General features: G+C 34.4%; 11 protein-coding genes. 8 read left to right on the top strand and 3 right to left on the bottom strand.

All coding sequences use genetic code 11. The annotated features are described in order from the left end of the window. Positions 1-13 precede the first annotated feature (13 nt). The 8 genes from ACFOWA_RS08975 (at position 14) to ACFOWA_RS08940 (ending at position 8,555) form a co-directional block, all read left to right on the top strand. A complete protein-coding gene (locus tag ACFOWA_RS08975; protein ID WP_378984220.1) occupies positions 14-1,171 on the top strand; it encodes a glycosyltransferase family 4 protein in 1,158 nt (385 codons plus the stop codon). Then, positions 1,164-2,123, top strand: a complete 960-nt coding sequence (locus ACFOWA_RS08970) for a glycosyltransferase (protein ID WP_378984218.1) — start codon at positions 1,164-1,166, stop codon at positions 2,121-2,123. Before ACFOWA_RS08975 ends, ACFOWA_RS08970 begins: the two co-directional genes overlap by 8 nt. 13 nt (positions 2,124-2,136) lie before the next feature. Further along, a complete protein-coding gene (locus tag ACFOWA_RS08965; protein WP_378984216.1) occupies positions 2,137-3,534 on the top strand; it encodes a hypothetical protein in 1,398 nt (465 codons plus the stop codon). Further along, positions 3,531-4,721, top strand: a complete 1,191-nt coding sequence (locus ACFOWA_RS08960; RefSeq protein ID WP_378984214.1) for an XrtY-associated glycosyltransferase XYAG1 — start codon at positions 3,531-3,533, stop codon at positions 4,719-4,721. The genes ACFOWA_RS08965 and ACFOWA_RS08960 overlap by 4 nt, the downstream gene beginning before the upstream one ends. Further along, positions 4,718-5,626 carry a glycosyltransferase family 2 protein gene (locus ACFOWA_RS08955; RefSeq protein WP_378984212.1) on the top strand — a complete coding sequence of 303 codons (909 nt, stop codon included), beginning with the start codon at positions 4,718-4,720 and terminating at the stop codon, positions 5,624-5,626. Before ACFOWA_RS08960 ends, ACFOWA_RS08955 begins: the two co-directional genes overlap by 4 nt. Continuing rightward, complete coding sequence (gene xrtY, locus ACFOWA_RS08950; protein ID WP_378984210.1) at positions 5,623-6,225, top strand: exosortase Y; 603 nt, start codon at positions 5,623-5,625, stop codon at positions 6,223-6,225. Before ACFOWA_RS08955 ends, xrtY begins: the two co-directional genes overlap by 4 nt. 8 nt (positions 6,226-6,233) lie before the next feature. Further along, positions 6,234-7,958: a carbamoyltransferase family protein gene (locus ACFOWA_RS08945; protein WP_378984208.1), complete on the top strand. Its 1,725-nt coding sequence runs from the start codon at positions 6,234-6,236 to the stop codon at positions 7,956-7,958. 150 nt (positions 7,959-8,108) lie between these two features. Continuing rightward, a complete protein-coding gene (locus tag ACFOWA_RS08940) occupies positions 8,109-8,555 on the top strand; it encodes a DoxX family protein (protein WP_378984205.1) in 447 nt (148 codons plus the stop codon). A gap of 330 nt (positions 8,556-8,885) precedes the next feature. Here the strand turns inward: ACFOWA_RS08940 and ACFOWA_RS08935 are convergent, their stop codons facing one another. Genes ACFOWA_RS08935 through ACFOWA_RS08925 form a run of 3 tightly spaced genes read right to left on the bottom strand, consistent with a single transcriptional unit; the run spans position 8,886 to position 14,588 of the window. Beyond that, complete coding sequence (locus tag ACFOWA_RS08935; protein WP_378984202.1) at positions 8,886-10,319, bottom strand: TolC family protein; 1,434 nt, start codon at positions 10,317-10,319, stop codon at positions 8,886-8,888. Further along, on the bottom strand, positions 10,312-13,482 hold the full coding sequence (locus ACFOWA_RS08930) for an efflux RND transporter permease subunit (RefSeq protein WP_378984199.1): 3,171 nt from the start codon (positions 13,480-13,482) through the stop codon (positions 10,312-10,314). The genes ACFOWA_RS08935 and ACFOWA_RS08930 overlap by 8 nt, the downstream gene beginning before the upstream one ends. Before the next feature lie 23 nt (positions 13,483-13,505). Further along, positions 13,506-14,588 carry an efflux RND transporter periplasmic adaptor subunit gene (locus ACFOWA_RS08925; protein WP_378984197.1) on the bottom strand — a complete coding sequence of 361 codons (1,083 nt, stop codon included), beginning with the start codon at positions 14,586-14,588 and terminating at the stop codon, positions 13,506-13,508. Positions 14,589-14,831: the final 243 nt, after the last annotated feature.

The following is a 14,831-nucleotide window of genomic DNA, read 5'->3' as shown; positions in this document are numbered from 1 at the left end:
ATATTCGCTCAACTTGAAAAAACTTGTCGTAATTACAACTCATCCAATACAATACTATGCGCCATTATTTAAGCTATTGGCTCAAAAATGTAATTTGATGGTTTATTATACTTTAGGTTTAGACAACGAAAATTATGATATAGGTTTTGCTCAAAATATTGAATGGGATATTGATTTATTAGATGGTTACAACTATCGCTTTCTAAAAAATTCGTCTAAAAGCCCAAGTTCGGATCATTTTATGGGCATTAAAAATTCATATTTAAATAAACTAATAAGTGATTTCGATCCAAATGCTATATTGGTATACGGATGGGCTTATCATAGCCATTTAAATGTATTGCTGCATTTTAAAAATAAAACACCCATTTGGTTTAGAGGTGATAGTACTTTAACCGACAATCAATCTTGGTTTAAAAAAGGAATAAGAAAAGCCTTTCTAAAATGGGTGTATAGCAAAGTTGATTTGGCATTTTACGTTGGAAAAGCAAATAAGGAATACTTTAAAAGCTGCGGCATTATGGATGAAAAACTGATCGATCTACCACATGCCGTAGATAACAATCGTTTTAGCAAAGATAAAAAACCCGAGGCTAAAGAGATAAGAAATAAACATAACATTGCTAAAAGTGATATTTTGTTATTATTCGCAGGTAAATTTGAAGCTAAAAAATCGCCTGATTTATTGCTGGACGCATTTATAAAACTTCAAAAACCTAATGTGCACTTATTATTTGTTGGAAATGGAGCATTAGAAAAACAGCTTAAAAAAAAGGCAGCTCAGCATTTGCAAAATAGCCAATCATTTAACATCCATTTTATGGATTTTCAAAATCAAAGTAATATGCCTGCAATTTATCAAGCTTGTGATTTGTTTTGCTTACCATCTCAAGGACCTGGAGAAACATGGGGATTAGCAGTCAATGAAGCCATGGCTTGTGGAAAAGCAATTTTGGTTTCTGATAAAGTTGGCTGCCATTTAGATTTATTACAAGAAAGTATAAACGGATTCCTCTTTAAAAACACAGACGTTTTTTCCCAAACATATTTAAGCCAAATTTTGGATAAAGAAGTTCTACAAGAAATGGGAAAAAAATCTTCAGATATCATCAAAAGCCATTCTATAAGCAATCAATCAGAAATTATAATTAATCGGCTGAATAATGCATAAAATAGCTGTCATATTACCTGTTTACAACGGATGTAGGTATTTGGAGCAATCAATCGTTTCGGTTTTAAATCAAACCTTAAGCCCTTTCGAATTTTTAATATGCGATGATGGTTCTACGGATAAAAGTATTGACACCATAAAAAACATCCAGCAAAAATATCCGGGCAGAATAAAGCTGTTAGTGAACATGAAAAATTTAGGCCTTTTTGCTACACTTAATATCCTTTTAGAAGCGGCAACTGCTAATTTAGTCCACATTTGGTCGCAAGATGATATTATGCATCCTGAATGCTTAAGTGAATGTTTAAAATTTCATTCTAACAATCCAAACGTCGGAATGAGCTATCACTCTGTAGAATACATCGATGAGAATAATAATATTATCAGGAACGAAAGTATAGATAATACTCCGCAAATTATTCCAGTGCAGTTGTATTTAAATATATGTATCAGATTTGGATGCATTACTGATAACATTTCTACTGTTACGATAGACAAAACGAAAATAAAAAACATTGGCTTTTTTAATAAAGATTTAAAGGTGAGTGGAGATTTTGAGTTCTGGACTAGAATAGCTCAAAACTCAGATATCGGGAGGATTGATAAGAAGTTAATTTACTTAAGACGACATCAACAGCAATTAAGCAGAAGCTATTCCAGCATTTATCCGCGAATTGCAGAAGACATGGAGATACATGCTAAAATAATCAGTTTATTGATGGGTAAAGAAAAATCTCAAGGCATAAAATTTAACAAGTACAAAACCCAACCCAGCTATTTTAACGATTTGTTATTTTTAATTTCTAAAAAAGAATATATCGAAGCCAAAAAAGCGTTTATGTTGTTAAACGCGAATACCAATATTTTAAGTTTGTTTTTAAGATGGTCGATATTCACCATTAGTCGAAAGTTTAAAGTGGATAAAAAACTAATCAGAATTCTTACTACATAATTTCGTTTTAATTATGTTTAAAAACTCCATAAAACTAGGCGCATTTAAAGTAGTCATTGGTATAATCTTGGCATTATCGCTATTTACTATAAACCCTTTAGCAACTTTTTTTAGTATTTTATTTATTCCCTATTCTGCAAAGTTATTATGGCGAAAAGATGAACCACCAATTCTCTTCTTTGGTCTGTTAATGCAATGGTCTCAGGTTTGTTTAAAAGTATTTTATGCTAATTATCAGTATAAAAATTTTAGCGATTTATTCATTTACTATCAAAACATAAATCAAGCTTATTATTATAGTTTAATATCACTTTATGTTATCACCTTAGGTATTTTTTTAATTGTAAAGAATATACCGATGATTAACTTCGATAGCTTTCAATCTACGATGAAAAGCTACAACTTAAAAAAAATTGTAACGCTTTACGTTACAACAATATGCTTAACGCCAATAATCTTATATTTCTCTCATGCATTTCCAGGTTTGCAGCAATTCTTTATTAAAATTCAAGATTTAAAATGGGCTATCTTCTTTTTCTTTTTTACTTACTATTTTTTATTTAATCAGAATAGAAAATTACTTTATATCATTTTAACTGCAGAGGTTATCTTTAGTTTAACTGGTTATTTTAGTTCGTTTAAGGATTTTTTTATCGTTGCCATAATCTTATTTATTTTTATCAAAAGAACCTACACATATCTTAATTATGCCGCGTTTGGCTTACTAATAGCTCTTCTATTCAATTTGATGATTGTTTGGCAATATGTTAAACCAGAATACAGAAACTATTTATCTGGTGGAGAAAGCAGACAAATCGTTACCGTTTCAAAAGCTGAAGCATTAAAAAAATTATATGATTTAACTACAAAAACAGATAATTTAAAATATGAAGACGGAGTAACCAATCTATTGGATCGTGTTTCCTATATCGACATCTTTTCTGCATCTATTGCATATGTACCAAGTAACCGTCCTCATGAGCATGGCAGATTATGGATAGATGCTTTAAAAAGAATTGTAATGCCAAGGATTTTGTTTCCAAAAAAAACATCTATAGATGATACTGAAAAAACAATAATTTATACTGGGGTTGGATTTGCTGGAGCTAATTCAGGCACTTCCATCAGTTTAGGCTACATTACTGAAAATTACATCGACTTTGGTTTTCCAGGCATGTTAATACCGCTACTTTTATGGGGTATTATTATTGGTTTAGCATATAAATACATTATTCAAAAATCGTACAATCAAATATGGGGACTTGCATTTGTTGTACCTTTTATATTTCAAATAAATCTTTTCGAAATGGCTTTAGATAAGTTGATTGGAAGTTTTGCAGGCTTTTTTATAATCTATATTTTTCTCAATAAATTTATTATCAAAAGATTAGATACGTATTTAAGAAATTGACAATCATCCACATCACACCTTCTTACAAACCTGCTTACACATACGGTGGACCCATTCACAGCATTGCGAAGTTGTGTGAGGTATTGGTCAAATCACAAGAAAACAAAACAGAATGTGATTACAAAATAAGGGTATTCACCACCACAGCAAATGGTAAAACCGAGCTTAATATAAAACCTGGAGAACCACAAATTATAGAAGGTGTTCAGGTAATTTATTATAAAAGACTAACAAAAGATCATAGTCATTTTTCGCCAGCATTATTATTAAATCTGAGGAAAGAAATCATTAAAAACGGCAGTGAAAATAGTATAATTCACATACATGCTTGGTGGAATTTAACATCGATATTCAGCTGCTTTATTGCCAAATGGCACAATGTCCCAATCGTGGTATCGCCAAGAGGAATGCTAACATCTTATACTTTTAACAACCGAAATTCATGCTCTAAACGAGTTGTTCACGCTTTTTTTGGTAAACGTTTATTAAAATATTGCCATATACATACTACCAGCAATCAAGAAAAAGAAGATGTTTTAAAAATTGTTAAACCCAAAAGCATAAGTGTTATCTCTAATTTGGTTAACCTTAAAGATTATAATATAGAGGAGAGCAATTCTAGCTCAATATTTAAGGTAATTTTTCTATCTCGAATCGAAGAAAAAAAAGGTTTAGAACTGCTCTTTGAAGCACTAGCGAGCTTAAACTTTTCATGGTCACTAACTATTGCAGGTTCAGGTGAAGAAGAATATTTGCAAAGGCTTTTGGAAAAGGCAGAAAAACTGAATATCACCGAAAATATAACATGGACAGGGCAAGTTTCAAATTCAGAAAAGTTTGATTTACTCGCAGCACATGATGTTTGTGCTCTAACCTCTTACAATGAAAATTTTGCAAATGTTGTTGTAGAAAGTTTAAGTGTTGGAACTTCCGTATTAATTTCAGATAAAGTTGGTTTGTCTGATTATGTAAAGATTAAAGGTTTAGGCTGGGTTACACCGCTTAATGTGAAAGAAATCAAACATAATCTATCATGCATTTTTCAAGATAAACCAAAACTTGAATTAATTAGAAAATGTGCCCCTAAAATTATCCTAGAAGATTTTGATGATTCTGCGCTCGCTTCTAAATACGTAGCAATTTATCGGCATATAATTAAAAGTAGTTCTAGGGAAACAATAGAATGATTAATAAAAATTTCAGTTTCATCATCCTTACTTACAACGAAGAAATTCATTTGCCAAGATTGCTAAATTCTATTCAAAATTTAAAAGCCAAAACTTATATTCTTGATAGTGGAAGTACAGATAAAACAACAGAAATAGCAACAACTTTTGGCGCACTAATTAAAGTAAATCTTTTTGAAAATCATCCTAAACAATGGGATTTTGCACTTAAAAATTTCGATATACAAAGCCCGTGGATTATTGCTTTAGATGCAGATCAGATTGTAAGCAAAGAACTCTATCAATTGCTAGAAAATTTCAATGCTGATGCATATCGAAATATTAATAGCATCTATTTTAATCGCAAAAATTATTTTCAAGGTAAGTGGATTCGTTTTGGAGGATACTACCCGTTTTACCTTTTAAAAATGTTTAGAACTAACATTGGCTATTCCGATTTAAATGAAAATATGGATCATCGTTTTGTTGTTCCAGGCAAAAGTATTACATGGCAAAAGGGATTTCTGATAGAAAACAATCTGAAAGAAAATGATATAAACTTCTGGATAGAAAAACATGAAAAATATAGTGATTTAATTGCAAAAGAAGAAGTAGATCGGATGCATAAAATCAGGAATCAAGTCATTAAAGCTTCTTTATTTGGCAACCCTGATGAGCAGAGAGCATGGTTCAAAAGCCTTTGGTGGAAATTACCATTAGGCATTAGACCGTATCTATATTTCATTTATCGAATGGTATTTCAGTTAGGCATATTGGATGGTAAAACCGGAATTAGGTTTCATTATTTGCAGGCATTATGGTTTAGATTATTGGTTGATAAAAAGATAAAATCGCTGCAAAATAATCCTACACACAATCAAACAGAGATACATTCCGCATCCATTAAAACAACGAACACTTTATGAACGAAATATCACCTCAACAAGCTAAGAAAGCTGCAGATAGAAAAGCGATAAAGTTTATCGTAATGCTTTTCATATTGTACATAATTTTTAGTCAGGGAAATTTATTTATGAATAGTGTAATGAGTCCTGGCGGAAAATACTATAATGCTTTTATTTCCTCAAATTTTAATTATATACAAGGCTTAAAAAATGCGCTTATTGTACCTGCCGTCTGGATAATTAAACTATTTGGTCTTTACGCCATATACAATGAAATGGATGTTATGGTTGTAAACGGCCCACTACTTCGCATCAATTACTCGTGCCTTGGATTGGGTGTAATGAGTTTTTTGGCAGCATTTGTTTTGGCATTTCCTGCGAGCTGGAAAGAGACTATAAAAATGTTGGTAATAGGCATAATTACCATCTATATTTTAAATATTTTAAGGATAGCGGGCTTAGATTTGCTATTTGGATTTTTTCAAAGTCAGCGAAATTATTTCGAATACCACCATGAAATATTTAATGTTATCGTTTACATTTTCATTTTTATAATGCTTTATGTGTGGATTAAAAAAAACACAAAAATTAAAGTCCCAAAAGATGATAAGCAACCCTAAAATCTGATATGTACATTTTAGGAATTAACGCCTTTCATGGAGATTCTGCTGCTTGCATTTACAAAGATGGAACACTCATAGCTGCAACAGAAGAAGAACGTTTTCGACGAATTAAGCATTGGGCTGGTTTTCCTTCTATGTCGATTCAGTTTTGCTTAAATGAAGCCGGTATTGATATTAGAGATGTTGATCATATCGCAATTTCAAGAAACCCTAAAGCCAATTTTACTAAAAAAGTTTTTACAGCATTAAAAAATCGACTAAGCATAAAAAACATAAACGATAGATTGCAGAACTTAAAAAAAGCCAAAAGTATTGAAGATCAATTTATCATGCACTTTGGATTGAAGCCAAATGAATTGAAAGGTAAAATCCACAATGTAGAACATCATCGGACACATTTAGCAAGTGCATTTTTCGCCTCACCTTTTGATGAATCTGCAATATTAAGTATTGATGGCTTTGGAGACTTTACTAGTACCATGATAGCTACCGGAAAAAGTAATAAGATATCGGTATTGGATACGGTTAGCTATCCGCATTCTTTGGGTTTATTCTACACCGCCTTAACTCAATTTTTAGGTTTCCCACACTATGGCGATGAATACAAAGTAATGGGATTGGCACCTTATGGCGAACCCGCTTATGAACTAGAAATTCAAGAGTTAGTCCACTTAAAATCAAATGGTTTATTTGAGCTAAATCTCAAGTATTTCACGCATACAAAAAACGGTGTTCAAATGGTTTGGAATAATGGAATACCTGAAGTTGAAGCTGTATTTTCTGAAGAGTTAATCCTATTGTTAGGCCCTGCTAGAAAATATGATGAGCCGATTTCTCAACGGCATAAAAACATAGCTGCAAGTGTGCAAAAAGTAACGGAGAAAGTTATTATTCATATTCTAAAACACCTGCAAAAAAATACTGGCTTAAAAAAAATATGTATTGCCGGCGGTGTTGCACAAAACTCTGTAGCAAACGGAAAAATATTACAGCAAACCGAATTCGAACATATTTATATTCCTCCCGCCGGGCACGATGCCGGAACTTGTCTAGGTGCTGCATTGTGGGTGTACAATCAATTGCTTCAAAAACCTAGAACTGTACCAATGTTACATGCCTATTTCGGTAGTAAATTTGATAACACTTACATAGAAGACCTGCTAAATTCGAAAAATATAAAATATCTTAAACCATCAATTGATGAATATTATGAGTTGATTATAAAATGCTTAAAAAATGAAGGTGTTGTTGGATGGTTTCAAGGCCGAGCAGAGTTTGGCCCCAGAGCATTAGGTCACCGCTCTATTCTTGCTGACCCCAGAAATGCAAAGGCTAAAGATATCATCAATAGTAAAATTAAGCGAAGAGAATCATTCCGACCTTTTGCTCCATCAATTTTGTCAGAGTTTGTTGATGAATATTTTGAGCAAAGTGATGATGTACCTTTTATGGAAAAGGTATTCAAAATAAAAAAAAATAAAGTTGATTGCATTCCCGCTGTTACACATGTTGACGGTACCGGAAGGTTACAAACGGTTCATGCAGAAACAGACGAGCGTTATCACAAGCTGATTTATTCATTTTATAAACAAACCGGTGTGCCTATTCTTTTAAACACTTCTTTTAATGAAAACGAACCGATTGTAAACACACCCGAAGAAGCTTTAGATTGCTTTTTGCGCACTAAAATGGATATGCTGGTAATGGAAGATATAATTGTTCTGAGGTGAAATTGCCTTTTCTTAATCATCTATTTTAAAATAATTAAATCAGCTAGTTTTACTTAAAATAAAATTTAGCTACATCAAATGTTAAAGTTCTTTGTACTTGATAATCAGTATTAATTTTTACGTATATTGCTTATAACCAATTATAAAGATATGAGCACATTTAAAAAATTGCAGGATTGGGGTGATAGCCATCACCCAGCTTGGCTTGATTATTTTAGGATTCTTTTAGGTCTAATTTTAATATGGAAAGGCATTGCATTTTACCTGAATATGGGTGCCTTTAGTTCACTAATGCATCATGCGCATTTGGGTACAGCAGTTTTCATTAGCATGATAGCGCATTTTATTATCATTGTACATTTAATTGGAGGTTTGGCTATTGCTTTAGGAACGCATACAAGAGCTTTTTGCGTCATTAACCTACCAATTCTTATCGGTGCGGTCTTCTTTATAAACTTATCGACCAATATTTTCAGACCATACTCCGAATTGTGGCTATCAATATCTGTTCTTATCGGACTAATTTGTTTTATAATTGAAGGAAATGGAGTTTTATCTGTTGATTATACAAGAAAATTAAAAGCAGATGTTAATTAATAATCTCCCAAATAATTTTTAAGGTTATTGGTTAGTAAGTTTTAAATATCTATCAATAAAAGAAAAGCCCCGGATTTAGAACGTTCAAACTCTTAATCCGGGGCTTATTTATTTAATGCCTTTTTATTAGTTTACGTCACCCTGTATTTATTTCATGGTTTTTTCTTATATAGTTTAAGAATCGAACTTAGTTTAAAAGCTAGTTAAAAATGTTTCGACAGACTTAACGCTACAAATTTCGTAACTAATGATTCTAAAAAATCCCGCAAACTCAACACGGCAAATCGAAAATAAGTTATTTTAATACTCAACTTCAAACCATCTTTTCAGTTAATTCCATCCACCGCCAAGAGCGTGATAAATGTTTACAACCGCATTTAATTGTTGTTTCTTGGTTTCAATAAGTTCTAATTTAGATTGTAAGGCATCACGCTGAGTCATTAAAACTTCGAAATAATCGGCTCTTGCTGCTTTAAATAGATCGTTCGAAATGTCTATCGATTGCGTTAGTGCCAAAACTTGTTTCGATTTTAAATCGTAGCTTTTTTGAAGGTTTGTAATGTTTGACAACTGATTTGCAACCTCAACATATCCATTTAAAATTGTTTTCTCGTAGTTAAAAACAGCCTGTAATTGTTTTGCATTTGCTGTGGCATATTCGGCTTTAATTGCATTGCGATTAATCAATGGCCCGGCTAAATCTGCTGCTAAAGAATAAGCTAATGATTCTGGCGTTCTCAATAAATAAGATGGATTAAATGCCTGATAACCAATGGTAGCAGAAATGCCTAATGATGGATAGAATTGCGCTTTTGCAACCTGAACATCTAACTTCGCTGCAGCCAAATCCAATTCTGCTTGCTTTATGTCGGGGCGATTTGCTAATAATTGAGCCGGCAAACCAGCTTGAACAGTTGGCGGTACCAAATCTGTAAAACTTCCTTTATCTCTAATAATTGGTTGCGGAAAACGACCTAACAGGTAATTAATTTTATTCTCACTCTCTGTAATGTTTTGCAGGATATCAAATTCCAAGCTTTTAGAACTTAAAACATCAGCTTCGAATTTTCTTACAGCAAGTTCAGTAACTCGTGTTGCCTGCTTTTGAATTTTCATTAATTCCAAAGCATTACTTTGCAAGGCGATATTCTGCTTTACTATAGCCAATTGATTATCAAGTGCCAGCAATTCGTAGTAAGAATTGGCAACTTCAGCAACCAAATTGGTAATAACAAAATTTCTTCCTTCTACTGTAGATAGATATCTGGTAACGGCTGCCTTTTTAGCATTTCTTAGTTTATGCCAAATATCAGCTTCCCAGTTTGCTTGCAATCCGAAAGCATAATCGGGTAAAACCTCTGGCACTTCCCTACCTGGAGTGATATCTGTAGAAGCGTCGCCCGCACCAGAACTTGTGTATCGCCCAACTTTCTCCAATCCTGCTCCAACACGATAACCTAAAGTTGGTAATAAATCACCCTTTCTAGATTTTATTTCGTTTTTAGCAATCTCAATTTCTTGCAGCGTTACGTTCAATTCCTGATTGTTTTTTATTGCGGTATCAATCAAGCTTACCAAATTAGGGTCGGTAAAAAATTGTCGCCATTGTACTTTTCCCGTATTTGTGCTATCTGTAAGGTTGTTAAAACCAGCAGGAACGTTTTTATTTTCGTTACGTTGGGCATATTCAGGCACATTACAAGCAGAATATGCAGCACATATCAATACTAAACCTAGGTATTTATAAATATTTCTCTTAAACATTATCTTCTATTTCTTCAGTTAATGGATGTTCTTCTTCAATTTTTATCAGCTTATGTTTTGCTGCAATTGTTCCGAAAATAAAGTACAAGCCTGGTATAACAATTACCCCGAATATGGTTCCGAAAAGCATACCACCAGCGGCGGCAGAACCAATCGTTCTGTTACCAATTTTACCCGGCCCGCTTGCTATCATCAGCGGAATTAAGCCTGCGATAAATGCGAATGATGTCATTAGAATTGGTCGGAAACGCACACTTGCACCTTCCATTGCGGCTTTTAAAATTGTTGCACCCTGAGCCTGCCTTTGTGTGGCAAACTCTACTATCAACACTGCGTTTTTACCAAGCAAACCAATTAGCATAACCATGGCAACCTGGGCGTAGATGTTATTCTCCAAACCTAAAAGCTTTAAGAAAAGGAATGCACCAAAAATTCCAACCGGTAATGATAGAATAACGGATAATGGCAGGATAAAACTTTCGTACTGAGCGGCTAGCACCAGATAAACGAAGCCCAAACAGATTAAAAAGATATATATCGCTTCGTTTCCACGCGAAACTTCATCTTTGGAAATCCCTGCCCAATCTATCCCGAAACCGCGAGGCAAAGTTTTCTTAGCCACTTCGGTTATGGCTGCAATAGCCTCACCAGAACTATAGCCAGAAGCAGACTGACCACTAATTTCTGCAGCATTGTACATGTTGTGTCGAGTAATTTCAGATAATCCGTACACTTTATCCATAGTCATGAATGCTGAAAAAGGAACCATTTCATCTTTATCATTTTTAACCGAAAGCTTCAAAATATCACCAGGCAAAGCCCTGTATTGTGGCAATGCCTGAACCATAACTTTGTACTGACGGTCGTATTTTATAAAGCTGGTTTCGTAATTACTACCGACAAAAGTAGATAGCGTATTCATTGCATTATCAATCGTTACACCTTTCTGCTGAGCTATATCGTTATCTATCTTTAGCATATATTGCGGGAAACTTGCGCTATAGAAAGTAAAAACTGATGATAACTCTTTACGTTTATTTAGTTCTCTAACAAAATCGTTAGCAACGATTTCCATTTTTTTATAATCGCCACTTCCTGCTTTATCAAGTAATCGAAGCTCGAAACCGCCCGCTGCACCATAACCCGGAACCGCTGGTGGTTGGAAAAATTCAATCGCTGCACCAGGGATAGATTTTGATTTTTCTTCCAACTCTTTGATGATTTCCTGGGCAGAACTTTTTCGTTCATCCCAATCTTTCAAATTAATTAAACATGTACCAGAGTTGGAACCAGTACCTTCAGTTAAAATTTCGTAACCGGCAAGCGATGAAACAGATTTTACGCCATCAATATCCTCGCACATTTTTTGCAGTTTCTCTGCTATCTGGTCGGTACGCTCTAATGTAGAACCTGGCGGCGTTTGAATAATTGCATAAACCATCCCTTGATCTTCGTTCGGGATAAAGCCAGATGGTACGCTTCCACTTAAACCCCATATTCCTAAACAAAACACAATTAATACACCGAAAGTTAATAACCTGCGACTAACAACTTTGGTTAAAACCAGCTCATATTTACCCGAAAGTTTAGCGAAGCCATTATTAAATCCATCAAGAAATTTATCTACTATGGTTTTCTTTTTAGGTGCGCCATGATTGTTTTTTAGCATGATTGCACATAAGGCAGGCGTAAGCGTAAGTGCAACAATACCAGAAAGAATAATTGCCGTAGCCATTGTTATAGAAAACTGACGGTAAAAAATACCCACCGGACCAGACATAAACGTTACCGGAATAAATACCGATGCCATTAGGAAAGTAATCGCGATAATTGCTCCACTAATTTCTTTCATAGCCTCTTGCGTAGCCCTCAGAACTGACATTTTTCTATCATGCTCCATCTTCGCATGCACAGCTTCAATTACCACAATCGCATCATCCACAACCACGCCTATCGCCAATACCAATGCAAAAAGCGTTATTAAGTTTAGTGTAATGCCAAAGAAAGACATGAAAACAAAGGTTCCAATTAGCGAAACCGGGACAGCAATAGCCGGAATTACGGTAGAGCGCCAATCGCCAAGGAATAGAAATACAACTAATCCAACCAGAATAAAAGCTTCTACCAAAGTGTGAATTACCTTTTCTATAGATGCATCCAAAAATTTCGATACATCATAACTCACTTCATAATCTAAGCCTTTAGGGAAAGAACTAGATTTGATTTCGGCCATTTTAGCCTTAACATCTTTTATTACCTGCGTGGCATTACTTCCGTACGATTGTTTTAAAACGATTGCCGCTGAGGCTTTACCGTTTAAAGTAGAATATAAATTGTAAGCAGAAGCGCTAAAATCTACATCAGCCACATCTTTTAAACGCAGCATTTCGCCATTGGCGTTTGCCCGTAAGACAATGTTTTCGTAACCCTCTTTAGTGTTAAATCGACCAGAATATTTTAATACATATTCAAAAGCCTGCGATCTTCTACCAGAGCTTTCTCCTGTCTTACCCGGCGATGCTTCTAAACTTTGTTCATCAAGCGATTTCATCACTTCATCAACAGAAATTTTGTAAGCCTGCATCCTATCGGGTTTTAACCAAATTCGCATGGCATAATCCCTATCACCCAAAATATCTGCGAAACCAACGCCATCAATCCTTTTCAATTCCGAAAGCAAATTGATATCGGCAAAGTTGTAGAGGAAGTTTTGGTTCATCTTTGGATCCTTACTATATAAGTTAATGTACATCAACATATTAGATTCCTCTCGAGTGATTTTAACCCCTTCTCTAACCACCAATGGAGGTAGCTTATTGGTTACCGCAGCCACACGGTTTTGAACATTTAATGATGCCTGATTTGGATCGGTACCCAAATTAAACACGACCTGGATGGATGCTTCACCATCGTTTCCAGCATCAGAAGCAATGTATTTCATTCCTGGTACGCCATTTAACGCCCGTTCTAGCGGAATAACAACGGATTTGATGAGTAATTCGTTATTTGCCCCTGGATATTCTGCCGTAATGTTAACTTTTGGTGGAGAAATGGATGGGAATTGAGTTACAGGAAGATAGCTTATTGCTAAAACACCTAAAAACACAATTACAAGCGATATAACGATAGAAAGGACTGGCCTTTGTATGAATTTGCTAAACATAAAATAAGTATGGAGGATTTAGATTATTCTGTTTTTAATCTTAACTGTTTAATAACTTCTTGCGGTTGCTGAAATTTGTAATTGATTTTATCATCATCCTTTACTTTCTGCACACCTTCTAGTAAAATCTTATCGCCTAAAGCTAAACCATCGCCAATTACATATAGATCAGGCAATTCGCTGGCAATTGTTATCGCCCTTGAATGAACTTTATTTTTAGCGTCGATTACGAAAACATAGGTTTTATCCTGAATATCGTAAGTTGCTTTTTGCGGAATAACCAATGCATTTTTTAAAGGCACAACCATTTGAATTTTACCGGTTTCGCCATTTCTTAATAAGTTATCGGCGTTAGTAAACCGAGCCCTGAAAGCAATGTTACCTGTTTCGTTATTAAATTCACTTTCAATAACTTCTACTCTGCCTTTCGATTTTAGCAATTCATTATTTGCCAATAGCAGCCCCACCTCTTGCTGCCCTTTAACTTTAGCGGCAGATTGATAATTTAAATATTCGGGTTCGGAAACATTGAAATAGGCAAAAACCTGACTGTTATCAGATAAGCTGGTAAGCAATGCGCCTTCATCAACCATACTTCCCAATTTAAATGGAATGCGATCTATCGTGCCATCAAATGGTGCCCTGATTTCTGTAAAACCTAAATGCATTTTGGCTAAGGAGGTTTCTGCGTTGGCTGCCTGCAATTTGGCTTTAGCCATGGCTAACTCGTTTTTAGAAACCACATTTTTATCGGTAAGTAATTTTGTGTTTTCTAATTCTATTTCGGCAGATTTGGTTTCTGCCTGTGCCTTTAATAACTCGGCCTGAAGCATTTTAGGCATAATCCGAAACAACACTTGCCCAGCACGCACATGCTGACCTTCATCTACATAAATGTTCTGCAAGTAGCCTTTCTCAAGCGCCCTTATTTCTATATTTCTTACAGACTTAATCTGCGAAACATACTCTTTAGTAAATGAAGTATCTATTTTTAACGGTGAGGTAACCGCATAAGTAACAACTTCTTCTTTTTCTTCTTTTTTCGGTGTACAGCCTGTTACGTAGAGTAAAGCACACAAGCCAAGGAAAATGACATTTCTCTTCATCTTTTTTTACTGATTTTATCTGATTTAATTTTTTATAAATTAATCGCTGCGACAGATTAGCTATAAAGATTGTACCTGTGATAAAAGCAGATATAATAACTTCAGTAGATTAGGGCTATCCTTTTGATTAATTACGATACGAAATAACTACAGATTTATGAAGTTATAATGAAGTTGGGTTTTGCTTATTTGTATTCGAGGCTCTAATTTCAGCTTCAAAAACTTAAATTGCAGCTCAAACCT

The organism is Pedobacter lithocola, assembly GCF_042650845.1.
In the GTDB taxonomy this organism is placed as follows: Bacteria; Bacteroidota; Bacteroidia; order Sphingobacteriales; family Sphingobacteriaceae; genus Pedobacter; species Pedobacter lithocola.
Note: the sequence above shows the minus strand (reverse complement) of the source record. Positions and strands in the feature narration are given on the sequence as shown.